The sequence below is a fragment of the Polynucleobacter sp. AP-Kaivos-20-H2 genome (genome assembly GCF_018882215.1).
Taxonomy (GTDB): Bacteria; Pseudomonadota; Gammaproteobacteria; order Burkholderiales; family Burkholderiaceae; genus Polynucleobacter.
The window spans coordinates 767,144-792,782 of the sequence record NZ_JACVOX010000001.1 but is presented as its reverse complement, the minus strand read 5'-3'; the positions used below and the strand labels follow the sequence as shown (position 1 = coordinate 792,782).

General features: G+C 46.3%; 18 protein-coding genes and 1 pseudogene. 15 read left to right on the top strand and 4 right to left on the bottom strand.

All coding sequences use genetic code 11. From position 1 onward, the window contains the following. Positions 1 to 131: 131 nt before the first annotated feature. From ICE89_RS04000 to pepN, 4 genes are all read left to right on the top strand, one after another. Entirely contained in the window at positions 132 to 1,514 is a 1,383-nt protein-coding gene (locus ICE89_RS04000; RefSeq protein ID WP_216264929.1) for an amino acid permease, read from the top strand. A 12-nt stretch (positions 1,515 to 1,526) separates the two neighbouring features. After that, positions 1,527 to 2,645, top strand: a complete 1,119-nt coding sequence (gene ald, locus ICE89_RS03995; protein WP_216264928.1) for an alanine dehydrogenase — start codon at positions 1,527 to 1,529, stop codon at positions 2,643 to 2,645. Between the two features lie 87 nt (positions 2,646 to 2,732). Further along, positions 2,733 to 3,308 (top strand): TMEM165/GDT1 family protein, encoded by a 576-nt coding sequence (locus ICE89_RS03990; RefSeq protein ID WP_215361463.1) that lies wholly within the window; start codon positions 2,733 to 2,735, stop codon positions 3,306 to 3,308. 45 nt (positions 3,309 to 3,353) lie between these two features. Next, the gene (gene pepN, locus ICE89_RS03985) at positions 3,354 to 5,963 is read left to right on the top strand and encodes an aminopeptidase N (RefSeq protein ID WP_216264927.1); all 2,610 of its coding nucleotides are present in this window, start codon (positions 3,354 to 3,356) and stop codon (positions 5,961 to 5,963) included. 2 nt (positions 5,964 to 5,965) lie between these two features. On the opposite strand, the gene ICE89_RS03980 is transcribed toward pepN, so the two are convergent. After that, the gene (locus ICE89_RS03980) at positions 5,966 to 6,190 is read right to left on the bottom strand and encodes a type II toxin-antitoxin system VapB family antitoxin (RefSeq protein WP_216264926.1); all 225 of its coding nucleotides are present in this window, start codon (positions 6,188 to 6,190) and stop codon (positions 5,966 to 5,968) included. Between the two features lie 69 nt (positions 6,191 to 6,259). Between ICE89_RS03980 and ICE89_RS03975 the strand changes: the two genes are divergently transcribed. Then, positions 6,260 to 7,258, top strand: a complete 999-nt coding sequence (locus ICE89_RS03975) for a class 1 fructose-bisphosphatase (protein WP_255558660.1) — start codon at positions 6,260 to 6,262, stop codon at positions 7,256 to 7,258. Positions 7,259 to 7,328: 70 nt separating this feature from the next. On the opposite strand, the gene cphA (ICE89_RS03970) is transcribed toward ICE89_RS03975, so the two are convergent. Beyond that, positions 7,329 to 9,899 (bottom strand): cyanophycin synthetase, encoded by a 2,571-nt coding sequence (gene cphA / locus ICE89_RS03970; RefSeq protein ID WP_216264925.1) that lies wholly within the window; start codon positions 9,897 to 9,899, stop codon positions 7,329 to 7,331. 12 nt (positions 9,900 to 9,911) lie between these two features. Continuing rightward, a pseudogene (gene cphA / locus ICE89_RS03965) lies at positions 9,912 to 12,092 on the bottom strand (cyanophycin synthetase); the annotation flags it as partial. Positions 12,093 to 12,296: 204 nt separating this feature from the next. On the opposite strand from cphA (ICE89_RS03965), the gene ICE89_RS03960 reads away from it, so the two are divergent. The 8 genes from ICE89_RS03960 (at position 12,297) to ICE89_RS03925 (ending at position 21,881) form a co-directional block, all read left to right on the top strand. Further along, positions 12,297 to 14,630: an ABC transporter ATP-binding protein gene (locus tag ICE89_RS03960; protein ID WP_216264923.1), complete on the top strand. Its 2,334-nt coding sequence runs from the start codon at positions 12,297 to 12,299 to the stop codon at positions 14,628 to 14,630. Further along, positions 14,627 to 15,094: a DUF1854 domain-containing protein gene (locus ICE89_RS03955; RefSeq protein ID WP_216264922.1), complete on the top strand. Its 468-nt coding sequence runs from the start codon at positions 14,627 to 14,629 to the stop codon at positions 15,092 to 15,094. The genes ICE89_RS03960 and ICE89_RS03955 overlap by 4 nt, the downstream gene beginning before the upstream one ends. 589 nt (positions 15,095 to 15,683) lie before the next feature. Then, positions 15,684 to 16,883: an oxalate/formate MFS antiporter gene (gene oxlT / locus ICE89_RS03950; protein ID WP_237767790.1), complete on the top strand. Its 1,200-nt coding sequence runs from the start codon at positions 15,684 to 15,686 to the stop codon at positions 16,881 to 16,883. 115 nt (positions 16,884 to 16,998) lie between these two features. After that, on the top strand, positions 16,999 to 17,370 hold the full coding sequence (locus ICE89_RS03945; protein WP_216264921.1) for a DUF2946 domain-containing protein: 372 nt from the start codon (positions 16,999 to 17,001) through the stop codon (positions 17,368 to 17,370). 79 nt (positions 17,371 to 17,449) lie between these two features. After that, the gene (locus ICE89_RS03940; RefSeq protein WP_216264920.1) at positions 17,450 to 19,642 is read left to right on the top strand and encodes a TonB-dependent receptor; all 2,193 of its coding nucleotides are present in this window, start codon (positions 17,450 to 17,452) and stop codon (positions 19,640 to 19,642) included. A gap of 2 nt (positions 19,643 to 19,644) precedes the next feature. Then, positions 19,645 to 20,892 (top strand): sialidase family protein, encoded by a 1,248-nt coding sequence (locus ICE89_RS03935; protein ID WP_216264919.1) that lies wholly within the window; start codon positions 19,645 to 19,647, stop codon positions 20,890 to 20,892. Beyond that, on the top strand, positions 20,889 to 21,365 hold the full coding sequence (locus tag ICE89_RS03930; RefSeq protein ID WP_216264918.1) for a thioredoxin-like domain-containing protein: 477 nt from the start codon (positions 20,889 to 20,891) through the stop codon (positions 21,363 to 21,365). Before ICE89_RS03935 ends, ICE89_RS03930 begins: the two co-directional genes overlap by 4 nt. 39 nt (positions 21,366 to 21,404) lie before the next feature. Then, positions 21,405 to 21,881, top strand: a complete 477-nt coding sequence (locus ICE89_RS03925) for a copper chaperone PCu(A)C (RefSeq protein WP_216264917.1) — start codon at positions 21,405 to 21,407, stop codon at positions 21,879 to 21,881. Between the two features lie 86 nt (positions 21,882 to 21,967). Here the strand turns inward: ICE89_RS03925 and ilvD are convergent, their stop codons facing one another. Continuing rightward, positions 21,968 to 23,659: a dihydroxy-acid dehydratase gene (gene ilvD, locus ICE89_RS03920; protein ID WP_215320294.1), complete on the bottom strand. Its 1,692-nt coding sequence runs from the start codon at positions 23,657 to 23,659 to the stop codon at positions 21,968 to 21,970. A 229-nt stretch (positions 23,660 to 23,888) separates the two neighbouring features. Here ilvD and ICE89_RS03915 point away from each other — a divergent pair, with 229 nt between their 5' ends. After that, positions 23,889 to 24,518: a response regulator transcription factor gene (locus ICE89_RS03915; protein WP_216264916.1), complete on the top strand. Its 630-nt coding sequence runs from the start codon at positions 23,889 to 23,891 to the stop codon at positions 24,516 to 24,518. 77 nt (positions 24,519 to 24,595) lie between these two features. After that, on the top strand, positions 24,596 to 25,618 hold the full coding sequence (locus tag ICE89_RS03910) for a helix-turn-helix domain-containing protein (protein WP_216264915.1): 1,023 nt from the start codon (positions 24,596 to 24,598) through the stop codon (positions 25,616 to 25,618). Positions 25,619 to 25,639 lie beyond the last annotated feature (21 nt).

The window sequence follows — 25,639 nt, the reverse complement described above, 5'->3', positions numbered from 1 at the left end:
CAATATTTTCCTAAATAGATTTATTTAATTAGTCACTTTAGTAATTTTTCTCCCCTAGTGCTGATCACTAGTCCTCCCTAGACTTTGCTCCGTTGGTAAGTTGCCAATGACAAATCGAAAGGAGGTCTCCCTTGCAGACTGAACACTCTGGCTTAAAACGTCACCTCAAAGTACGGCATATTCGTTTGATGGCCTTAGGCTCAACGATCGGCGTTGGATTATTTCTGGGGTCAGCAAGCGCAATTCAAATAGCAGGCCCATCCATTCTTCTAGGTTATTTGCTGGCAGGCATTGTTGCTTTCATTGTTCTGCGGACACTTGGTGAGATGGCGGTGCATGAACCTGTAGCCGGTTCTTTCGCGGCCTACGCCAATACCTATGTGGGTCCACTGGCGGGGTATATGGTGGGCTGGGGATACTGGACTTATTGGATTGTGGTTGGAATTGCTGAAGTTACAGCGGTTGGCATCTATATGGGCATTTGGTTTCCCGAGACCCCGCAGTGGATTTGGGCACTTTCTTCTATCGTGATGATGGGCTTAATCAACCTAATTGCAGTAAAGGTATTTGGAGAATTTGAGTTTTGGTTTGCTCTGATCAAAGTGGTAGCGATTGTCGCCATGATTGCGCTTGGAGGTTCAGTCATCTTGTTTGGCTTTACCAATGATTGGCAGCCCATTGGCCTGAGTAATTTATGGCAACACGGCGGCTTCTTTCCAAATGGCATTAGCGGAATGTTGTTGTCATTGCAAATGGTCTTGTTTGCTTATGTTGGTATAGAAATGATTGGTCTTTCTGCAGGCGAGGCTGAGAATCCACAAAAAACTATTCCGATGGCCATTGATTCATTGGCTTGGCGCATTCTCATTTTCTACATGGGCGCTATCCTGGTTATTTTGGCAATCTTTCCGTGGAATCAAGTTGGGCAGCAGGGTAGTCCATTCGTAGTGATGTTTGAGAGGTTGGGTTTGCGAGAAGCAGCGGGCTTAATTAACTTTGTTGTGATCACTGCAGCGCTCTCTTCTTGTAATGCCGGGATCTTTAGTGGTGGACGCTTGTTGTACTCCTTATCGTCTAACGGCTATGCTCCTAGATCTTTTTCAAGGCTCTCACGGTACGGCGTTCCTCATCGAGCGGTAATGGCTACAGTCGGAGTCTGTATGTCGGGTGTAGTCCTGAACTATTTTGTACCAGACAAAGCCTTTCAATACATGATGGCTGCAGTGACCTTTATTGGCTTAATGGTTTGGATCGCGATCTTGATTACACAGATCAAATTCCGTCACTCGCTATCCAAATCCCAAGTAGCAGAGTTAGGGTACCGCGCTCCTTGGTGGCCATATTCCTCATGGTTTGCTTTGGCATTCATCGGATTAGTGGTGGTGTTGATGGGCTTTCATGAGGATGCACGGATCGCACTCATAGTGGGGCCGTGTTTATTGGGCGTGTATCTCGTAATGTTTTATGTCGTGGGCTTACATCGCAAAACAGCAAACCAGCGTGACTTTAAATAATAGGAGAAGGTAATGATTATTGGCGTACCTCAAGAGGTAAAAAATAATGAGTTTCGGGTGGGATTAACCCCGGGTAATGTCAGCGGACTTTGTAAGCAGGGGCATTCTGTCCTGATTCAGCGAGGAGCTGGTGAGCAAATCGGCTTAACGGATGAGTCTTATCGACTTGCTGGTGCTAGCCTAGTCAATAGTGCGGCTGAAGTGTTTCAAAAGGCGGAGATGATTGTCAAAGTCAAAGAGCCTCAGGCGCAAGAATGCGCCATGTTGCGCGAGGATCAAATTTTATTTACCTATTTACACTTAGCGCCAGATCCAAGGCAGACAAAAGCTTTACTGCAATCGGGCGCCACCTGTATTGCCTATGAAACAGTGACTGCTATGAATGGCGCTCTTCCTCTATTGGCGCCTATGAGTGAAGTAGCGGGCCGCATGTCCATTCAGGCAGCCGCATCACATTTAGAAAAAACCAATGGTGGCTTGGGTGTGTTGATGGCAGGTGTGCCTGGTGTATCGCCTGCCAAGATTATCATTTTGGGCGGTGGCGTTGTTGGCCGTAACGCTTTGCAAATGGCAGTCGGTATGGGGGCTGATGTTTGCATCTTTGATCGTGATATTGATCGCTTGCGTCAGATCGATATGTTCTATGGCAATCGCGTCAGAACTTTTTATTCTGACAGCTTGTTGATTGAGCAAGAAGTGTGTGAAGCGGATGTCGTGATTGGAGCGGTTTTGCTACCTGGGGCAGCGGCTCCCAAGTTGGTGACGCGTGAAATGATTAAAACAATGAAGCCTGGATCGGTTGTGGTGGATGTTGCCATTGATCAAGGCGGTTGTTTTGAAACATCTAAACCTACTACGCATGCTGATCCAACCTTTTTAGTAGATGGTGTACTGCATTATTGCGTAGCCAATATGCCCGGAGCGGTTGCGAGAACATCTACCTTTGCTTTAACCAATGCGACTTATCCTTTTGTTGAAGCTTTGGCAAACCGCGGAGTGCTGAAAGCACTCTCAATTGATCATCACTTGCGCAATGGTTTGAGTGTGCATAAAGGGATGTTGACATCAAAGCCAGTCGCAATGGCTCAGGGCCTAGACTATGCAATGGCCGAGGAGCTTTTAGTGGCGTAGCAATATATATCCAAAATGAGTGGGTCCAGTGAGTGCTAGGATTTAAACTATCCCTGACACGCAAAACTTACTGGACCTACTTCATTTATGGATTTTTCAGCCTTAACCCTCTCTGCCGGGGTAGTTGCCCTAGCAGAGATGGGGGATAAAACCCAATTGCTTTCATTAATGCTTGCGGCTCGCTATCCCAAGCAAGCATTAGCGATCATTGCAGGCATCTTTATTGCCACTATTGCTAATCATGCCTGTGCTGCATTATTAGGTCATTGGCTTACGACTTTAGTGTCGCCAGATGTGATGCGTTGGATTTTGGGTTTGAGTTTTTTAGGAATCGGCTTATGGTTACTTGTGCCAGATCATATCGATGATGCAGCTGGCTCTAAGGTAACTGATAGGGCTCTCCAAGTATTTTTGCTCACGGTAGGCTTGTTCTTTTTGGCCGAGATGGGCGATAAGACGCAAATAGCGACCATTGCCTTAGGCGCCCGTTACGAGGACGTATTCTCCGTAACGGTTGGCACCACATTGGGGATGATGCTGGCAAATGCCCCTGCCGTCTGGATTGGTCAGAAATTCACGAAACGTATGCCCATTAAGTGGGTGCATGCAGTGGCAGCCGTCACCTTTATTGCAATTGGCTTAGCTACCCTGATATGGGCCTGAGATAGCGAATCAACCCGTCTGCCAGCCAAGACTTAAAATAGGCTCATGAAAACTGATCTCCACCAGAGCTTTCGTAGGCTCGAATACCTACCACCTGTATACACCTTCGATCAAGTCGAACTCGATATCGCTCTGGATCCAGCGCGAACCATTGTGAAAAGTCGTATTGAGGTTTTGCCAGGCAAAAGCTTTAAGGCAGGAGCTCCCTTGGTTTTGGTTGGGCAAGAGCTCGAGTTTGTTAGTTTGCGCATCAATGGTGAAGCCCATCGTCATTTTGAATTAACACCAGAAACACTGACGATTCATACGCTGCCAAATGAAGGCAAAGAAAAGTTTGTCGTAGAAATTATTTGCGTTTGCGTCCCAGAAAAAAATACTACTTTGATGGGCTTGTATGTTTCCAACGGGAACTTTTTCACTCAATGTGAAGCAGAGGGTTTTAGAAAGATTGCTTACTTCTTGGATCGCCCGGATGTGATGGCGCGGTATCGCGTGACATTGCGTGCACGCGAAGCAGAGTGTCCTGTGCTGTTATCCAACGGCAACCTACTGACTACAGAAAAACTACCTAATGAATGGCATAGCGCTACTTGGGAAGATCCGTTTCCTAAGCCATCCTATTTGTTTGCCTTAGTTGCTGGTAAGTTGGAATGCATTGAAGAGACTATCACCACTAGTAGCGGTGCTAAGAAGTTACTGCAGATCTGGGTTGAGCCGCATGACCTCAAGAAGACTCGACATGCTATGGACTCCCTAATTGCCTCTATTCATTGGGACGAAAAGCGTTTTGGACTGGAGTTGGATTTAGAGCGCTTCATGATTGTGGCCGTAAGTGACTTCAATATGGGTGCAATGGAAAACAAGGGTTTGAATATTTTCAATACCAAGTTTGTTCTTGCTCAGCCAGAAACTGCGACAGATGCAGACTTCGCCAATATTGAAAGTGTCGTTGCCCATGAATACTTCCATAATTGGACGGGTAACCGCGTTACTTGCCAGGATTGGTTTCAGTTATCCCTGAAAGAAGGTTTGACTGTATTTAGAGATCAAGAGTTTTCTGCTGATCAAATGGGTAGTGAATCCGGTAGGGCGGTAAAGCGAATTGAAGATGTTCGCTTGCTTCGCCAATTGCAATTTCCTGAAGATGCGGGTCCGATGGCGCATCCGATTCGCCCGGATGAGTATCAAGAAATCAATAACTTCTATACCGTTACTATCTATGAGAAGGGTTCAGAAGTTGTTAGGATGTATCAAACTCTTTTGGGTAAAGACGGCTTCCGCAAAGGAATGGATCTCTACTTTAAGCGTCATGATGGTCAGGCGGTTACCTGCGATGATTTCTTGGCTGCGATGGCAGACGCTAATGGCAAGGACCTGACTCAGTTTAAGAATTGGTATAGCCAGGCAGGCACCCCAAGGGTTAAGGTGCAAGAGCACTATGACGCCGCCAAAAAACAGTACCAACTGACGCTGACACAAAGTTGTGCGCCTAGTCCGGGTCAGCCGGAGAAGAAGCCCTTTCATATTCCATTGAAGATGCGCTTAATCACAAAGGCGAATGACCAAGCAGAGCAGTTATTGGAATTAACACAAGAAACTCAAACTTGGACTTTTGACCAAATTGAAGAGCGACCAGTGCTTTCAATTAATCGCAATTTCTCGGCGCCGATTAATTTAGATTTCGAGCAATCCGAGGCAGATCTTCTGACTTTATTCTCAAGCGATGATGATGCATTTAATCGTTGGGAGGCTGGTCAGAAGTTAGCGATGCAAATGATTTTAAATAATCGTTTGCCTGATGAAAAACTGATTGAAGCGTACCGCAATATCTTGCTAGACCCTAATTTGGATCCAGCCTTTAAGGATCTGGCTTTAACGCTGCCTGCAGAGTCTTATTTGTATGAGCAATGCACGAGCGTTGATCCTCAGAAGATATTTGCTGCGCGACGTGCTTTCCGTAAAGAGATTGCGAAACAGTTGCAACTCGAGTGGGCTGCCTTGTATCAGCAGATGCAAACCCCTGGACCATTTAAGTCTGATGGAGTAGATGCTGGTAAGCGTGCCCTGAAAAATCTAGCATTGAGCATGTTGCTGGAGGCGGCACCAGCAGTGTGGGCACCAATGGCAGCCAATCAATATCAAATTGCTGACAATATGACTGACCGTTATGCAGCCTTAGTCGCATTAGTGGTGCACGGCGCAAAACAAGCTAAAGATTGCTTAATTGATTTTTATAATCGATTTGCGAATGATGCTTTGGTAATCGATAAGTGGTTTGGCTTGCAATCCAGTCGTCCCCCTGTTGATGGTCTTGATCCCACTCTCGCTGAGGTGAAGAAGCTCCGCGAACATCCTGCATTTAAGTTAAACAATCCAAACCGAGTTCGTAGCGTGATTCATTCGTTCTGCGCTAACAATCCAGCTAGCTTTCATCAGGCGGATGGCAGTGGTTATGAGTTCTGGGCCGATAGCGTATTAGCTCTTGATCCCATCAATCCCCAGGTAGCGGCTCGTCTTGCAAGAGCGCTGGACCGCTGGCGTTTATTTACCCAACCCTATCAAGATCATATGAAAGCAGCTCTAGAGCGTGTTTCTGCATGCCCAACACTCTCTCCCGATGTGAGGGAAGTGATTGGAAAGGCGCTGGGTAATTAAATTTAACGTGGGATATCTTTCATTTCAGGAGTCATCCCCCCTAGGGCCACCAGTTTTTTAGTGGCCTGCAATCGAACAAGGGTTGTAATTGCCTCGTTAATCAGGTCGCTAGGGCTAAGCTGTGGATCGAAATACTTCATTGCATCCCGGATCAATTCGTCATCAACATTGACTATCATTGCTAAAACCCCTGTTTTAAAGTGCGTAATTTTGTATCGATAAGCCATAAATTATGATGGCACCCAATAACAAGGCAAAATAGACCTTAATTTCAATAGAGCTTTGGAGTAATACCTTTGTCCTCAAGTACCCATATCAATTTCAAGCAATATTTGACCTCCACAAATCCGGCTGGTGCTGCTATCCCGGCTGGATTGCAAGATTTGTTGACCGCGGTTGTTAATACCTGCTCAACTCTCAGTCATGAAGTAGCGCAGGGCGCCTTGATTGGCTTATTGGGTTCTGCTGGTACTGGCAACGTACAGGGTGAAGTTCAGCAAAAGCTCGACATCATTGCAAACGATTTGCTGATCGACGGCGTAAAGGGTTGTAAATCACTCGCAGGTTTAGCTTCGGAAGAAATGGAGCTCCCAGTTCCAGTCCAGGGCACAGGTGACTACTTGCTACTGTTTGATCCACTGGATGGCTCATCTAATATTGATGTGAACGTGTCGATTGGAACTATTTTTTCAGTGCTCAAGAAACAGGACCCGAATGCACCATTACAGACCTCTGACTTTTTGTTGTCAGGCCGTCATCAAGTTGCTGCGGGTTATGTAGTGTATGGCCCTCAAACTACGATGGCCTTGACCCTGGGTGATGGTGTGGTGATGTTTACTTTGAATAAAGTGACTGGTGAGTTTTTGCTCATTAAGGATGCGGTAAAGATTTCTCATTCAACCAAAGAGTTTGCAATCAATATGTCCAATATGCGCCACTGGGCTGACCCAGTACGTCGTTATGTTGAGGAGTGCTTAGCCGGCGTCAGTGGCACGCGTGACAAGGATTTCAATATGCGCTGGATCGCTTCCATGGTTGCGGATGTACATCGTGTTTTATCTCGTGGCGGGGTGTTTATGTACCCATGGGATCAGCGTGAACCACACAAGCCAGGTAAGTTGCGCCTGATGTATGAGGCAAATCCAATGAGTTTCCTAGTGGAGCAGGCGGGTGGCGCATCTATCAATGGAACAGATCTCATTATGGATTTGCAGCCAACAGACTTGCATGAGCGAGTTTCCGTGATGCTAGGCTCTAAAGAAGAGATTGATCGCATTCGAAGCTATCACTCATAAGCGCATTAGTGCTTCACCAATAAAAAACCCAAGCAAGTGATTGGGTTTTTTAATGACCATGCAGTTGTGATTAAGGTCTCACCTGTTGTTTAAGGTAAGCAAGAGACTCTTCCACTTGGTCAATCAGAATCAAGCAAATATCGCCTGCAGAAAGATCATTTAGGGCTGTATCAATAGCCTTAAATTCACCATGTATTTCTTGAACTTGCTTTGCCTTAGTGGCGTCAACTAAGCCTTCTCGCAATAGCTTTAATACTTCACCATCTTCACGACCACGCTGGCAGGCATCTTGATAAAGAATGACGTTATCAAATGAGTTGCCCAAGATACGGGTTAGATCACGGATATCTTCGTCTCGACGATCACCTGCACCACTAATAACCACGTGGCTCCTCTTGGGTTTCATGGCCTCAACTGCGCTAGTAAGAGCGCGCATAGCATCGGGGTTATGGCCATAGTCAGCAATGACGGTGGCGCCATTATGTTGGAATTGATTAAAGCGTCCCGGTACGGAATTCGGATCGCTTTCAAAGCTATGTAAACCGCGAGCAATCTTTTCGGCATCAAGACCAAGGGCCCAGGCTGCGCCAATCGCAGCCATGGCATTTTCAATTTGGAAGCCTAGTACGCCATTTTGGGTTAGGGGAATTTCGCTTATGGGGAAGCGATACATCACACGCGATCCCTTGGAGGCAACTATGTAGGTGCCATCAAAATAAATGACTTTTTTATTCTTGGCACGATGAGCGGCAATGACTGGGTCGTGTTGATTTTGGGCAAAGAAAATCACTCGACCAGAGCACTTGTCACCCATCTTCACAACCATTGGGTCTGCCGCATTGAGGACGGCGGCACCAGTGGGCGCAACGTTCTGTACAATCACGCGTTTGAGGATGGCTAAATCTTCAACGCTAGTAATGTAATTAAGGCCTAAATGGTCACCTTCGCCAATATTGGTTACAACTGCAACTTCGCAGCGATCAAAGCCTAAACCTTCACGAAGCAAACCACCTCGGGCTGTTTCGAGTACGGCAGCATCTACATCGGGATGCATTAATACATTGCGAGCACTTTTAGGACCGCTGCAATCGCCGGTATCGATGAGGCGATGATTGATGTAAACACCATCAGTTCCTGTCATACCAACGCGTAGGCCAGTTTCATTTAACAAGTGAGCAATGAGGCGCACTGTAGTAGTTTTACCGTTCGTACCGGTAACCGCTACCACTGGAATGCGGCCATCTTCACCTAGTGGGAACATCATATTGATGATGTCTTCGCCAACGGGGCGTCCTTTGCCATACGAAGGCTTGAGATGCATACGTAAACCAGGCGCAGCATTGACTTCAACTATACCGCCACCTTGTTGTTCCAGTGGCTTGTAAATATTTTCACAAAGAATGTCTACACCAGCAATATCAAGTCCAATCATCTGGGCGGCAGCGACTGCACTTGCCGCAACATCTGGATGAACATCGTCAGTAACATCAGTAGCGGTTCCGCCGGTGCTGAGATTGGCGTTATTGCGAAGTAGAACGCGTTCGCCAGTCTTGGGGACGTATTGTGGGGTAAGACCAGAGCTTGCCAGATGCGCCATGGCAATGTCATCAAAGCGAATCTTGGTTAAAGCTGTTGCATGGCCATCGCCACGCAATGGATTTTTATTCTCGATTTCAACTAGCTCTGCAACAGAGTGACTGCCATCGCCAACTACTTGTGCTGGCTCACGCCGAGCAGCGGCCGAGAGGCGGTTGCCCACGACGAGCAAGCGATAGTCTGCACCAGGGAGATAGCGCTCAACAATGGTTTCCCGACCAAAGGCTTGGGTCACAATAAAGCCAGCGCGGACCTCTTCTTCGGTTTGAATATTGGCAACAACGCCTTTGCCTTGGTTACCATCTTTCGGCTTTAAAACAATCGGACCACCAATTTTTTGAGCAGCACGCCAAGCATCATCAGCAGTGGTAACTACTTCGCCTATGGGAACTGATACGCCAGCAGCGGCAAGTAAGTTCTTGGTAAGTTCTTTGTCTTGGGCAATCGCTTCAGCAATCGCGCTGGTATCACTGGTTTCTGCAGCTTGAATGCGTTTCTGTTTGCTACCCCAACCAAATTGCACCATGCTGCCTTCAGTCATGCGGCGGTATGGGATGTTACGTTGGACTGCGGCATCAACAATGGATCCAGTACTTGGTCCAAGGCGAACGTCCTCGTACAGGGCCTCTAATTCTGAGAGGGCGGCAGCAAGATCAAACGGCGCATCGTTGAGTGTTGCTTGAATCAAAGCAAAACCAAAGTCAAAAGCCATGCGACCAACTACTTCTTCGGTGTATTCCACGACGACTTGATAAACGCCAGCATCGACTGTTTGTACTGTGCGACTAAAGGTAACGGGGCAACCTGCTTGCGCTTGAAGGCCAAGCGCTGCATGCTCAAGAGCATGAGCTAAAGAAAGTACTTCATTGTGCCCGCCGCGACGCATGCTACCCAGTTGAGGAAAGCGCTCGCGAATCTTGGTTTCAAATTGAGGGATAGAATCGATTGAGCGTTCAGACTCATCACAAGAAACAATCGCTTCTAAAGCGGTGTGGCGGCTCCATAAATTTGGGCCGCGCAACATGCGAATACGGGTAATTTCCAATTAAGCCCCTGTAGCAGTAGTGGCGTCAGGCACGAATGTTTCTGCACCTGCTTCGATAACGTTGAATGGAATTTCAAGAGCCCAGGCTGCTGATATAGCCGCACCTAAATTCATGGTCTTCCAAGGAGTAGAGTGGTTGGCTTCAGAGTGACGTGGTACAGGAATGGATTTCTGATCTAGCTTTCCAGACTTCAGGGTAATTTGCTGTTTGCCAATGACAACTGCGCGACCACCGTTTGCTAAGTGGGATTTGACAATCTCAGAGTCCGAATTCTCGCTAAAGAAAATCACCTGACCATCACAAAGCTCGGCCATTTGTACGCACATTGGATCATCAGCATTGAGTACGGCAACACCGGTTGGAAGAACGACATCAATCTGGGTACGCACGACACTAAAGACTTGATCTTCGTCGTAAATAGCGTATTGCGGGAAGTTGGCTGTAGGATCCACATTGAGAACTACACCCACTTGGCAGCGATCGTAGGCTAAGCCTTCAATCAACATCGATAGATGATTATTCTCAATCACAACAGCTTCTACCGCACGATTGAGAAGGGTGCGTCGGGCATTCTCCCAATTTGATGCATTGGAGTTTGGAATGGCTCGATTACCAAAGAACAGGCCTTTACTGCAAGACAGGCCAACATAGACATTCATTAGGCGTAAGAAATGGGCAATCATTTCGGCGACAGGGGTTTTGCCGTGTTCACCGCAAACACCAACTACCGGAATACGGAAATCTACCCCAGGTGGAAAGAGGTGATTCGCAATTTCTTTGCCAACAGGTTGAGGTTTGCCGCTTGCGGGTTTGAGATGCATCAGAAGGCCTGGGCCTGCATTGACTTCAACAATGGCAGCATTTTGATCTGCCAATGGTTTGCTAATGTCCTGAGCTACTAAATCAACACCGGCAATTTCAAGACCAACAACACGAGCTGCTAAGGCTACTTGGCTAGCAACATCGGGATGAATTAAATCAGTGACATCAAATGCCACATTGCCGTTGCTTTGAATCAGTACTTTGTGATCTATTGCAGGAACACTATCACCTTTTAATTGCTGTCGTGCCAGTTCAAGTTCTACTGCAGAATCAATGCGAACAGGATTAAGAGGGTGCTCTTCTGCGGTGCCGCGACGGGGATCAGAATTAATCTGTATTTGAATCAGTTCATGAACAGTATGTTTACCATCACCAGTGACCCATACGGTTTCACCTTTTGCCGCAGCAACTACTTTGTTGCCAACAACTAGCAAGCGATGCTCATCACCAACAATGTGACGCTCAACTAAAACCTCGCTACCTTCATCAATGGCAACGGCATAAGCTGCTTCAATTTCTTGTTGGGTATAAAGGTTGATGAATACGCCACGACCGTGATTCCCGTCAATTGGCTTCACTACTACTGGTAAGCCAATATCTTGCGCCGCATCCCAGGCATCATCAGCGCTGGTAACGGTCCTACCCTCAGGTGTTGGAACCCCTGCGCTCCGTAGCAAGCTCTTAGTTAAATCTTTATCGCGAGAAATGGTTTCCGCAATTGCGCTTGTTTGATCGGTCTCTGCTGTCCAGATGCGGCGTTGTTTAGCGCCGTAACCTAGTTGAACCAGGTTGCCTTCAGATAAACGAATCGATGGAATGCCACGCTCTTCAGCTGCATTCACAATGCACGCTGTACTTGGACCCAGTAAAAGATCATCGCCAAGATCACGTAAATTTTCGATGATGGTTTGCACTAGAGCAACGCAGTCAGCATTGTCTTGCGCTAGAGCTAAATAAAGATCACGCGCATATTTGAGAGCTGTCAGTGTGACTTCTTCATTGATTGCACTAACCATCACTTTGTAAACACCGCGCCTATCGCCGTCACGCGCCTTACCAAAGCCGCCAGGGATGCCAGCTAAGTTTTGTAACTCAAGAGTTAAGTGTTCGAGAATGTGAGCGGGCCAGGTACCTTCTTCAACGCGCTTTAAAAATCCGCCAGTTTCTCCATAGCTACAGCGATGTTCAACGAGGCTTGGGAGAGCTTTCACTATGCGTTCATAAAAGCCAGGAATCAGGTTAGAGGGGTAGTCCTCTAAATCGCCAATATCGAGCCAAACCTCAATCACGGGATGGTAAGTCCACATATTGGGACCACGGAGATGCTTAACACTCAGAATCTCGATGGATTTATCTAGTAATTGGGGCATATGCAGTGTTGCGATGGTCGGCGCCAGGTTTTGGCGTTGACGCGTCAGACAGTCTCTCTGTTTCTAATAGTTATTTGAAAAACTCACAAATTCAGCAAAAATACATAAAAGGGCCTACTTAGACAATTTAACGGCTTTTGACCCTCTAAAGTTGACAGGAGCAATAAATCTAAAAAATTCAGCTCCACTATACTTTTAAGGTCAATGAAGCCACAAATCCTACCTTTTGCCCCCGTGCTACCGAGCTATTGGTTGTCTGTTTTGGGGGCCAAAACTTCCCCAGTAAAGAGCCCTGAAGCCCTACTAGCTTGGGTTGAGCTCGATTTAGGCCTCGATTTACGCTTTGAAAAAAGCCTGCTTTTACTCAGTGAACAAGGCTTGTTTTGGACAGACGGCAATACATTTGAGTCTTGGAAACTAGAGAAAAATACTCATTTAATTCACGGTGATCATGCTGGAGTAGGGCATTTGCGCCTGGAAACTCCCGATAAATTGTTGAGATCCTGGAATTTCACCCTGGCGGTAAATCCTCAAGTACTTCGCCTGCAATCTAGTTTTAAGCAATTAACTCGTGGCGAGGAAATGAGCAATGGTGAGGTCAGCGAGTATGACAAGCAAGTTTGCCCAGTTTGCTTAAGCCCTAAGCCCGCGAATTCGGATTCTTGTCCGACTTGTGATCCTGAGGATGATGCACCGCCATCTACATGGACGCTCTTCAAGCTTTGGCGTTTTGCACGCCCTTACAAGAAACAATTGTTGTTGGGTTTTGTGTTGACTCTGTTATCTACAGGCGCGACTTTAATTCCGCCGTATCTCACGATGCCTTTAATGGATCATGTGTTGATTCCATATGAGCGCGGCAATCCTATCGATTTTCATTTGGCCAGCATGTATCTGTTGGCATTATTTGGCGCTGCAATTGTTGCGTGGGGTCTGGGTTGGTGGAAGACCTATTTACTTGCATTGGTGAGTGAGCGCATTGGTGCTGATTTACGCAATACTACTTTCGAACATCTACTCAAACTTTCGCTGGAATACTTTGGCGGCAAGAGAACAGGTGACTTGATTGCCCGCATTGGTGCTGAGACCGATCGTATTTGCGTTTTCCTCTCCTTATACGCACTGGACTTTGCTACCGATGTGTTGATGATCACCATGACCGCGGCCATCCTGGTATCCATTGATCCTTTGCTGGCCTTGGTTACCTTGGCGCCATTGCCATTCATTGTTTGGATGATTCATGTAGTGCGCGATCGTTTGCGTTTTGGTTTTGAAAAGATTGATCGCATCTGGTCTGAAGTAACTAATATTTTGGCGGACACTATTCCAGGCATTCGGGTAGTCAAAGCATTTGCACAAGAAGACCGCGAACTCAAGCGCTTCGTGGATTCTAATAAACATAATCTACAAATCAATGATCGCGTGAATCGCGTGTGGGGATTGTTTTCTCCTACAGTAACTTTGCTTACTGAAACGGGTTTGCTAGTGGTGTGGGGTTTTGGTATCTGGCAAGTTGCACACCAGAAAATTTCTGTTGGCGTCTTGATTGCTTTCTTGGCCTATATCGGACGTTTTTATATTCGCTTAGATTCCATGAGTCGGATTGTTTCCCATACTCAGAAAGCAGCCGCTGGCGCTAAACGTATTTTCGATATTTTGGATCACGTCTCTAGCGTCCCTGAGCCTATCAATCCAGCGCCTTTGGGTGAAGTCAAAGGCCGCATCTCCCTGCGTGGCGTCGGCTTCCGTTACGGTAATCGTGCTGTTTCTAAAGGTATTGACTTGGATATCGCGCCAGGCGAAATGATTGGCTTAGTGGGCCATAGTGGTTCGGGTAAGAGCACTTTGGTGAACTTAATCTGCCGCTTTTATGATGTGAGCTCTGGATCCATTTCCTTGGACGGGCGCGATATTCGGAGTATCGGGATTGCCGACTACCGCAAGCGTATTGGCTTGGTATTGCAAGAGCCGTTTTTATTTTTTGGCACGATTGCAGAGAATATTGCTTACGGCAAACCAGATGCAACACGCGAAGAAATTATTGAGGCAGCACGCGCCGCCCATGCCCATGAATTTATTCTGCGCCTCCCTCTAGGTTATGACTCCTTAGTAGGAGAGCGTGGTCAATCACTCTCTGGCGGTGAACGTCAACGCATATCAATTGCACGTGCACTGCTTATTAATCCAAGCATTTTGATCCTGGATGAAGCAACATCATCGGTTGATACCACTACTGAAAAAGAAATTCAGCGTGCTTTGGATAACCTGGTTAAGGGCCGCACTACGATTGCAATCGCCCATCGCCTCTCCACCTTAAGAAAAGCAGATCGCTTAGTGGTTCTAGATAAAGGTGAGATTGTGGAAATAGGCTCTCACGATCAGCTGATGGAAGCCCGGGGCGCGTATTACACCCTGTATCAAGCCCAGCTGCGTCATGCTGCAGAGCTCGTTGAAGGCGGTGCTATTGGTGAAAGTCTGGAAGAAGAGCAAGAAGAAAAACTGGAAGAAGTAGCTAAGCACATTGGGGGTGGAGTATGAGTCAGACTCATCAGTTAGAGCGTGATGCGCTAGGCCGTCTAGTCTTTATCGACAACAAAGGTGAGCGACACATTGGCGTTCATCCTGTCAGAGCTTTTCCAATTACTGCACCTGCTGCTGGTATTAGCATCATGAATCAATCTGGAAAAGAGCTTTACTGGTTTTCGGATATCACCGCTATTTCTGAAGCAGAGCTTGGATTGATCGAGGAAGAACTGGCTGAGCGCGAGTTCATGCCAGTCATTGAAAAGATCACTAAGGTTTCTACGTTCGCTACTCCTAGTATTTGGGATATCGAAACGGACCGAGGTCCAACACGAATTCGCCTCAAGGGCGAGGAAGATATTCGTCGAATTGCTGGTAATACATTGCTGATTGCCGATTCCAACGGGCTGCAATTTCTCATCAAAGACTCTACCCAATTGGATAAAGTCAGTAAAAAACTGCTAGACAGGTTCCGCTAAAAAGGGATTTACCGCGCAAATCCCCATTCGGCAGGCGTATCCCAGGCATTTTCCCCTAAATTGAGTTAATTCCGTGTAAAAACATAGGCTTACGACACTTTTGCCCGTTTTTTAGGCCTGTTGCACTGCAATAGTATTAGGGTTATACTCTAGGTACTAACCCTTAAGGAGATTCAAATGACTGTTTTATTGAATATGATCAACCAGCTTTTTTCTGAAAGCAAACCAAGCCAAGACAAGCCTGCTCGTCACTATGATTTCGACGGCGCATATCGCGGCATGTAATTAAAAAATTACAGTAGTTCAAAAGCCACCTTTGGGTGGCTTTTTTTATGACCAAGGGGAATTGGGAATGCTGGCAACTAAGTGGAAGTGCCTTGCAATTCAATTACTTGGCTTAGGGGTAATCACTAGTGCGCAAATAAAATTATCTTGATTCCAATCAAGATAATAAAGAGGATGATGTTTGAGAATGATTGAGCCCCTAAAGAGGGCGTGAAATTTATAAGAGAAATAATTAAAAGGAGCACGGACAGTGAATAAGCCATGGCATAACCGTTGGGCGCAGTTGGTATTTGGGATTATTTGCATGGGATTGGTTGCCAATCTTCAATATGCATGGACTTTGTTTGTTAACCCCATTCAAATCAAAACCGGTTGGGCCTTATCTGCAATTCAATTGTCTTTTTCTATCTTCATCGTAGTTGAAACATGGTTAGTCCCTGTTGAAGGTTGGATGGTGGATAAATTTGGTCCAAGAATTGTTATTCTGATTGGTTCAATCTTTGCTGCTGCCGGATGGGTGATGGATAGCTATGCCAACTCAATCGAAATGCTGTATGCGGCAGCTGTCGTAGCGGGTATTGGTGCTGGCTGCGTGTATGGAACTTGCGTTGGAAATGCGCTCAAATGGTTTCCGGATAAGCGCGGTCTTGCCGCGGGCTTAACTGCTGCTGGCTTCGGTGCTGGTGCAGCAATTACCGTAATTCCAATCGGCAACATGATTCTTTCTGATGGATATGAACATGCTTTCTTGTTCTTTGGCCTTGCACAAGGCGCATTGATTTTTTGTTTAGCATTGCTCATGACTAAGCCAACCCCACCAAAGGGGGTGCAGGCTGCGCCTCGCATTGTTACAACTAAAGTTGATTACACCTCCGGACAAATGATCAGAAAACCTTTGTTCTGGCTAATCTATGTCATCTTCGTGGTTGTAGCTGCTGGTGGATTAATGGTAACTGCGCAAATTGGCCCGATTGCTAAAGATTGGGGTCTCGCGAAATTGCCAATGGTGTTATTCGGCACTACTTTGCCACTACTCACAATGACTTTATCAATTGATAACCTGTGCAATGGCTTTACTCGCCCTCTGTGTGGATTTATTTCGGATCGTTTTGGGCGGGAGAACACAATGTTCTTCGTTTTCCTTGGTGAAGGTTTATCAATGCTCGGTTTGATGCATTTTGGTAAAGACCCATATGCATTTATGACTTTTGCTGCATTGATCTTCTTGTTTTGGGGTGAAATTTTCTCGATCTTTCCAGCGATCTGTGCGGATACATTTGGTGTGAAAAATGCGGCTGGTAATGCCGGCACTTTATACACAGCAAAAGGAACTGCTTCTTTGTTGGTGCCTTTGGCATCCATTCTTTCCTCAACCGGGGATTGGAATACGGTTTTCATTGCGGGCGCAATCGTGACAATTACTGCGGCCTTTGCGGCAAAGTTCATTTTGGCGCCGGCTCGTAAGCGCTTTATTGATGATGCCAACAAGAATGCTGGTCATTAAAGTAGCAGTCTAAGTTTGTCAAAAGGGGTCTTCGGACTCCTTTTTTATTGCCTGCACCAATACGAGGGCAAACCCAAGATGAGGTAGGGGAAAGTCAGATATAATCCCCCCCATCATGAATTCCTCCAAAAACCGCTTCGTTCACTGGATTGCTGCCTTGGCAATTGCAATGAGCGCGCTTGCGCCAGCTGCATCTCAAGCAGTTTCCATGGCCAAGCATGGCGAAGGTTTTGCAATGGAGATTTGTTCTGTCGATGGCAGCAAGATGCAAATCGATGTTCAAGATGACGGGCAAGACGTTGCCAATCAAATGAAGCCTTGCCCGTATTGTGTAGCGCAGAGCGTTATCACTCCGGCATTCAACACTAATCTCAGGTTTGAAGCTCCGCAGACTTTAGCTCTGCTGCCTCAGCTTTTCTATCAATCCCCCAAGCCGCTTGCTGTTTGGGTAACTCCACCTTCCGCAGCTCCACCAGCACAAACCTAATCAAAATTAGGGCATAGCCTAGCTATGTAGTGGACAACGAAAAAATATTACGTTGTCGTATTAGTCAGTGGAGCAATAAGTGTTATTTAAGCAAAAGAAAATCAGCGCATGCGTAGGCGTGCTATTTGGGTTAGCGCTAATCAGTGCGCAAGCCCAAATTGCCCCGCCACCCGACTACGGTCAAAAAATAGGTGATGTGGTTGTTAGTGCTACTCGCTCTGGTACCGAGTTAAAGGACATGACTCAAAATACTTCTATTTTGACGAATGAAGATATTCAAAACGCCCCGGAAATGACGGTTGACCAGGTCTTAAAGAATCAAGCAAGTGTATTTTTAAATGATCAACCGTATTATGAAAAAGACCCCACCGGTCAGAGTTTGAATGTCCGCGGTCTTGGGGCTGCGCGGACTCTGGCATTGATTGATGGGCTGCCTGCAAATGACGCTATGTATGGAACCATTCAATGGAATCTGGTCCCGCTCTCAGCGGTGCAGGATGTAGAACTGGTTCGCGGTGGCGTCTCCAATCTTTATGGCAACTATGGCATGGGTGGTTTAATCAACATCACTACCAAGCCCATTAACGATAACAAAGGCGAAGTGTCTGCCAGTTATGGTTCATACAATACAAGTAATGTGGCTGCTTCAAAAGAAGTGGCAGTAAATGACATATTAAAGCTGCGAGTGTCTGCGGACTACTTTAATACGGATGGTTATATTAACCAGCCCACTATTTCTCCGGCAACAGTCTATCCAGCGAAGAATAAAGCGGGACAGTCTGCACCACTATTGCCTGGGATGGGTCCTGAAAGCGCTAACAGTGCAAATTACCGACTTCAAGGAGCCTTGAAATTAAGTCCTGATACGGATGCATTTTTTAATCTTGGTTCCCACAATATGCAAAATCTACCAACTGGTGGATATAACTTTGCTACCAAGACAACTCAAGAAACTACTTTTTCTGGAGGAGCAACTACGCGTTTGAGCGCAGCGCAAAAGGTTCAGGTGAATGCTTTTTACGAAAACACCACTCTCTGGCAGCAAAATGTCAGTAATAGCGGTGCAACACCAGCCTATATTAGTGCCAACTATAACGATCCTTATTCAACGCTGGGGGCATCTGCGCAATATACCCATGACTTAAAGGATCAAACCATTAATCAGGTAGTAGTAAGTGTTGATGGAAGACAGGTAGCTGCACAGAATTTAACGAATTCCTTTAGCTCTGCTGCTGGATATGTAAATGGAGTGGTTACCTCTTCTGATTACGCAAAAGGTCAGCAACAGTTTTATGGTGTGATGGCGCAAATGAAGGCCAAAACAGATACCATCCCATTGCAAGCCACTCTCTCGCTTCGAGAGGATCAATGGCAAAGTCAGACTCCAACCTATTGGATCGCAGGTGCAAATGGTGTTCAAAATTACACCAATGTCCCTAATCAAAATGCATATAAGTTCAGCCCTAATCTGGGCTTGTTATTACAGGCCACTAAGGAGTGGGACTTTAGGGGTGCGGCCTATCAGGGTTTCCATGCGCCTGGTTTGAACAACACGCTTCGTACTTATGGAAATTCAACGAGCGTTAGCCTGGCCAATCCATTGCTGAGCCCCGAGAACATGACTGGTTATGAACTAGGGACTGACTATCGTTGGAATGCAGGCTTTGTGCAGATCACGGGCTTTAATGCGAATGTAAAAAACGCAGTTTATGCACCCAATGTTTCTCAGGCGCAAGCTGCTGCTGCAGGTTGTCCAATCTCAGTTTGTACCGGAGCTAATGGCCAAACATTTAGTTTGTATGGCAATAATCAGAATCTTCAAAGTCGTGGACTTGAGGTACAGGCACATCATGATCTCAATGCTCAGTGGGCTGTTGATGGTACATACACCCATACGAACACCATCCTTACTTGGATTGGTTCGGGGGTTAATGCATCCTTAAATCCAATCGGATCTCAGGTTGGTGGTGTGCCACAAAACATGGGTTATGCAGGAGTGACCTATATGCCGCTTCCAAAGACTAGTCTGACAGCCAATGTTCGTTATATTGGTAATTCTTGGTTGGATGGCGCGCATACCTTACCAGTTCCTTCCTATGCGGTTGTTGGTTTAAAGGTGAACCATCAATTAACGCCAGAAGCCTCGGTATTTGCCAGTGTGATCAATATGTTCAATCGAAGCTATATCACTTACGGTACGGGAACTAGTCAAGGAAGTTATATCGCTGGGCAACCACAGAGCATTACTGTAGGTGCACGTATCATCTTCTAATCATGAATCTGATCCCATACTCTTTTAATCGATTCTTATTGCTCGGAGCGCTTCTATTGGGGGCGCTGAGCTTTCCTGCGCAGGCGCAAATGCAAATGGATCATTCGTCTATGGTTAGCACAAAGCCTGGCAATACCTGTCAGGGCGCTGGTTTGGAGTGCGCCAATGCTGCAACCCCATTTTTTACGCAGGATGGAAAGCTATTATTGGCATGGACGGCAAATGGCGTAGTTGCTGTTGCGCAATCTTCTGATTTAGGAAAAACATTCTCACCAGCAGTCAAAATTGCTGAGCACGGCAAATCATTAGATGCTGGCGCTGATGCACGTCCACAAATTGTTGCTGATAAACAAGGGAATGTCTTTTTGGCATATGCATTTTTCAAAGATGCTAACTGGAATGCGCAAATTAATACTGCTAGATCGACCGATGGGGCTAAGACATTCACCAAACCAGAGTCCTTGGTCAATGACAGCTCCAGTCAGCGTTTTCCATCGGTTCTGATCAAGTCAGATGGCGATATTTTTATCGCTTGGATCGATAAGCGTTTAGTTTCTGCAGCGAAGCAGGGTGGACAAAATCGTCTTGGCGGCTCAATTGCCTATTCTTTTTCTCAGGATGGCGGCAAAAACTTCCAGGCAGAGCGCTTTGCTAATGAGAGTAGTTGTGAGTGCTGTCGCATTGGTGGCAGCCTTGATCCAAAAGGTAATCCGGTGCTAGCGTACAGGGCAATATTTCCTGGAGGCATTCGGGATCAAGCAAGTCAAGTGATTTCAGCTTCAGGTGCTGGACCAATCCGTAAGGTGGCTGATGACAACTGGAAAACGGATGCTTGCCCGCATCATGGGCCATCCATAGCGGTATCAAATGACGGCACATTCCATGTGGCTTGGTATACCCAAGGCAGTAAGCGCTCTGGAGTGTTTTATGCAAACTCTAGCAACCAAGGGGCTAGCTATACCAAGCCTAGTCGCGTAGGCTCTGAAAGTGCCAATGTATCCAGGCCATATCTATTGGCATTGGGCCAGCAAGTTTGGTTGGTATGGAAGGAATTTGATGGTGTGCAATCTTCCGTATATTTAAAAGAATCTAGCGATGATGGAAGAACTTGGGCAGCCCCGAAAATACTATCTAGTACAGCAGGGTATAGTGACCATCCTTTGTTGCTAGCTCAAGGGAATCAAGTATTTTTATCCTGGCTTACGCGTAATGATGGATACCAACTTATCAATATTGGACAAAAGCAATGAGAAGATATTGGCTTATTTTTATTTTCGCCTTATCAATGACTGGACTTGCCTTTGCCGACCCGGTTTCTCTGAAGCCTTATCAGGCGGGAGATTGGAAATCCATCATCAAAGCTGCAAATAGTGGACCTCTGGCTATTAATTTTTGGGGCGTGACTTGTCCATCCTGCGTTAAAGAGATGCCGCAGTGGGGTCTTTTTATTAAAAACAATCCAAGTGCTAAAGTAGTTTTTATTCAGGTTGATGATGTCTCAATTGAGTCGATGAAAAAAATGTTGAGCAAAGCAAATCTAGATAAGGCCAATAATTATTATGTCGCAGCGCCTTTTGATGAGCGCCTGCGCTATGAAATCGATCCTAAATGGCATGGTGAAACACCGACAACCATAGTGATCGATAAAAATGGCAAAGCTACCAGAAAAACAGGCTTAGTAGACTTTCAGCAATTACAAAAAGCTTTGATAGTTAAACCATAATTAAATGAATCGCTTTTCAATTACCGGGAGAATAGAGATATGAAGACAAAATTATTATTAACAATATGTACTGCTGCAGGAATGGCTTTAGTAGGATCGGCATGGGCACAAAACGTTTCCAAAACTGTCACTACTAACGCTATCAAGATTGAAGATGCCTATACCCGTGCTACAGTTCCTGGCCAGCAGGTAGCCGGCGGCTTTATGAAGATTGAAAATAAGGGCGCTGCCGATCAATTGATCTCGGCTAGCTCACCTGTTGCAGGTGAAGTGCAGCTCCACGAGATGGCAATGGAGGGCAATGTCATGAAGATGCGTCAGGTAAAAGATATTGCTGTGCCAGCGGGTGGTGCTGTTGAATTAAAGCCTGGCGGCTTGCACTTAATGTTTATCAACATTAAAGCTCCATTAGCTGCAGGTGAAACAGTCCCTGTAAAGCTAAAGTTTGCTAAAGCAGGTGATGTCGAAGTGAAGATGCCAGTCAATGCAATGGGTGCTGGAGCCATGAAGCACTAAGTCATTAGATTGATTGGTAGATGTAATAAAAAAAGCCCCTAGTTTTACCTAGGGGCTTTTTCTTTTAAGGCTCTTACTTTATTAACTTAGTCCCCCAAGTTCAAGTCAGTTACCGCGCCTTTACTTGCAGTGCTTGCAAGGCGAGCATATTTAGCCAGTAGGCCGCGCGTATAGCGTGGCTTAGGTTGCACCCAAGCTGCGCGACGCTTCGCAATTTCTGCTTCATCAACGTTCAATTGAATCAGTAGTTGATGGGCGTCAATCGTTACCGAGTCGCCTTCATGAATGAGGGCAATCGTGCCACCTACGTAGGCTTCAGGAGCTACGTGACCCACAACCATACCCCAGGTGCCACCAGAGAAGCGGCCATCAGTGATGAGGCCTACAGACTCACCTAGACCTTGTCCAACAAGAGCAGAGGTTGGTGCAAGCATCTCACGCATCCCTGGGCCGCCTTTAGGACCTTCATAACGAATCACAACAATGTCACCATCCTTGATCTTCTGCGCCATGATGGCTGCCATGGCGTCGTCTTCAGAATCAAACACACGAGCTGGACCAGTGATCGAAGGATTCTTAAGGCCAGTAATCTTGGCGACACAACCCTCTGGAGAAATATTGCCCTTCAAGATTGCCAAGTGACCTTGTTTGTACAAAGGATTATCTAAGGTGCGAATCACTTTTTGATCAGCGCGCGGTACTGACGGAACATCTTTTAGTACTTCAGCGATTGTCTTGCCGGTAATGGTCATGCAGTCACCGTGGAGCAATCCGCCATCAAGCAAAATCTTCATTACTTGTGGAATGCCGCCGGCTTGATGCAAGTCAGTTGCAAGATAAGTACCAGATGGTTTCATATCCACGATCACAGGAACGCGTTTACGAATACGCTCAAAGTCATCAATCGTCCAGTCGATTTCAGCTGCGCTGGTGATGGCCAAGAAATGCAATACTGCATTTGTGGATCCACCAACTGCCATGATCACACTGACAGCGTTCTCAATGGACTTCTTGGTGATGATGTCACGGGGACGCAAGTTATTTTTGACTGCTTCAACCAGTACGCGCGCTGATTCGGCAGCACTCGCTACTTTTTCAGCATCAACGTTCGCCATCGTAGAGGAGTAGGGCAAGCTCATGCCCAAAGCCTCAAATGAGGAGCTCATGGTGTTTGCGGTGTACATGCCGCCACAAGAGCCGCTACCTGGACAGGCATGCTGTTCAACACCCTTTAAATCTTCTTCACTCAATCGACCGGAAGTAAATTCACCAACTGCCTCAAATGCAGAAACAATATTGAGTTCCTTGCCCTTGTAATGGCCTGGTTTAATCGTGCCGCCATAGACATAGATGCCGGGCACATTAGTGCGGGCTAAGGCCATCATGCCGCCTGGCATGTTTTTATCGCAACCACCAATGACGACAACACCATCTTGCCAAAGACCATTTACACACACTTCAATGCTATCAGCAATCACTTCACGTGAGACGAGGGAGTACTTCATGCCCTCAGTGCCCATGCCGATGCCATCGGAAACAGTTGGTGTACCGAATACTTGTGCTTTTGCACCGGCTGCTTCTAGAGCTTCAACAGCAGCATCGGCTAATTTTTGTAAACCACTATTACAGGGGGTAATAGTGGAGTGGCCGTTCGCAACGCCAACCATCGGCTTTACGAAATCCTTTTCTTCGTAACCCATTGCGTAATACATCGAACGATTAGGTGCGCGAGCGACCCCTTCGGTGACCATGCGCGAGCGTTCATTAAGGCGTTTCATGCTTATTACTCCAGAAAAGGTTTGTGTCGAAAGGCTCTATTGTGCCGTGAGATGGGTTAAGGGTGCTCTAGATCGATGAGCTCATATTAATTGCTACAAATGTTGCACTGCAGTATGAAAATGCCAATGAAATCATTGATTTAGATCTAAATATTAGCTAAGGAGCTAATAGCTTAGTAAAAGAGGCTGCAGTACATTAAGTCATCAATCACTTTTTCCTTTGAATTCAATGACTAAAGTCGGCCATATATACCTAATTGACGACGATGAATCCATGCGCGTTTCCCTCTCGAGAATGTTGCGTGAATTAGGTTATCTCGTCGATGACTATGCATCTGCCACCGTTTTCTTGGAGAAATCAGTTCCGGTATCTCCAGCTGTCATCTTGTTAGATATGCAGATGCCGGATATGACCGGCCTTGATTTACAAGAAAAACTCCAGAAGTTAGGTCGCAAGACTCCTATCGTATTTGTGAGCGGTCAAAGTCATCCCCATCAAATCGTTCAAGGCCTTAAGCGGGGCGCACTAGATTTCTTATTCAAGCCATTTAATTTAGAGGAGCTACTAAAGGCCGTGGCAGACGCAATTGACTTTGATAGCCGTCAGTTGAAGCGCGTTTCTCTGGATGTTGAAGCTAAGAAGGACTACGAAAGCCTCACTCCTAGAGAGCGTGAGGTATGTGGATGGCTTATTAAGGGTCTCCTAAACAAGGATATTGCCGTAAAACTAGGAACCACTGATGCCACCATTAAGGTGCACAAGGCTCGGGTGATGGACAAAATGCATGCTGATTCTCTTCAGGAGTTGGTGAGGAAGTACCTTGAATCTAACCTTGATAATCACCCATTAAATCACTAGCTTTGTGGCTAATCACCATTACTCCAGTTTGGTATTATTATCACCTTATTAATTCCACATGAGATCGTTGCTGCGCAGTGAATAAACCGGTCAAACTTCCCGAGATTCGCAAAGAGGCATTTACTAAGGCCAGAGAAAGCCTTGACCTCAGCACGAAAGATCTTTCGGGAATGGCTTGCCTTTCTGTTCGCCAAATTGAGCAGATTGAAAATGGTGAGACCAGCTCTTTCTACGGTGATCAAGTGAAATTCACAGCAGCAAAAAAAGTAGCTGGCTTACTTAAGCTCGCACCTGAAGAGGCATTTGTTTTTTCTGGTGTCGCGCAACCTGTTAAAGCGAGTGATGTTGAGGAGAAATTGCAGGGGGAGACAAAAGCTTCTGCGGAAGAAAATAAGGCAAAGACTGAGAGCGCCAAAGAAGAAAAAGAAACTGCACCAGCAGCGACTGCAAAACAAAAACCTCAGAAGAGTAACGTTAATAAAATTCCAGACAGTGTTGTTGACTATCGAGTGAAGTCAGCGGCTTCTGCAAATCCTAAAAAGAAATTATTCTTACTGTTGGCAATTGGCGCGGCCGTGATTTTCTCTGTAGTGAACTTGCGCCCCCTATTTTTTCCTGAACCGGTTAAAGAGAAAGTGGTGGTTATTCAAGAAGTAGCACAAGAGCCTACGCCAGCAAATGCGCCAGTAGAGCCTGTGACAGAAACTAAGCCAGCTCCAGCATCAGCACCAGAGCCAACTCCAGTAGCGGTTACGGCGGAATGCCCGCCTGAAGATGCATCCGCGCTCAATTTCAGGCCTGAAGCCCCTAAAAAAGCGGGTAATATGGTTTATCTGCAATCAAGGACCGCCCAAACAGTGTGTGTAGTGGATGCTAACGGAAAGACCCAAAATAAAACTCTAGAGCCAGGAGTTGGTGCGAGTGTTAATGGCAAGCCGCCATTGAAGGTGCTTACTGGCGGTTTAAAACAAGTGGATTTGTATTACCAGGGCGCGAAGGTTCGCATTAGTAACACTAGTAGCAAGACAATCATTTTGGAGCCGGCTGAAATTATTCAGCCTCCAGCTCCTCCAACCTCTACTGACTCTCAGCTACGTTGATGGCCTGAGAGGTTCGCAGGT

Coding starts and splice junctions, on each gene's coding strand:
- ald (WP_216264928.1), top strand. CDS start 1,527: ATGATTATTGGCGTACCTCAAGAGGTAAAAAATAATGAGTTTCGGGTG.
- ICE89_RS03990 (WP_215361463.1), top strand. CDS start 2,733: ATGGATTTTTCAGCCTTAACCCTCTCTGCCGGGGTAGTTGCCCTAGCA.
- pepN (WP_216264927.1), top strand. CDS start 3,354: ATGAAAACTGATCTCCACCAGAGCTTTCGTAGGCTCGAATACCTACCA.
- ICE89_RS03980 (WP_216264926.1), bottom strand. CDS start 6,190: ATGGCTTATCGATACAAAATTACGCACTTTAAAACAGGGGTTTTAGCA.
- ICE89_RS03960 (WP_216264923.1), top strand. CDS start 12,297: ATGAAGCCACAAATCCTACCTTTTGCCCCCGTGCTACCGAGCTATTGG.
- ICE89_RS03955 (WP_216264922.1), top strand. CDS start 14,627: ATGAGTCAGACTCATCAGTTAGAGCGTGATGCGCTAGGCCGTCTAGTC.
- oxlT (WP_237767790.1), top strand. CDS start 15,684: ATGGGATTGGTTGCCAATCTTCAATATGCATGGACTTTGTTTGTTAAC.
- ICE89_RS03945 (WP_216264921.1), top strand. CDS start 16,999: ATGAATTCCTCCAAAAACCGCTTCGTTCACTGGATTGCTGCCTTGGCA.
- ICE89_RS03935 (WP_216264919.1), top strand. CDS start 19,645: ATGAATCTGATCCCATACTCTTTTAATCGATTCTTATTGCTCGGAGCG.
- ICE89_RS03930 (WP_216264918.1), top strand. CDS start 20,889: ATGAGAAGATATTGGCTTATTTTTATTTTCGCCTTATCAATGACTGGA.
- ICE89_RS03925 (WP_216264917.1), top strand. CDS start 21,405: ATGAAGACAAAATTATTATTAACAATATGTACTGCTGCAGGAATGGCT.
- ilvD (WP_215320294.1), bottom strand. CDS start 23,659: ATGAAACGCCTTAATGAACGCTCGCGCATGGTCACCGAAGGGGTCGCT.
- ICE89_RS03915 (WP_216264916.1), top strand. CDS start 23,889: ATGACTAAAGTCGGCCATATATACCTAATTGACGACGATGAATCCATG.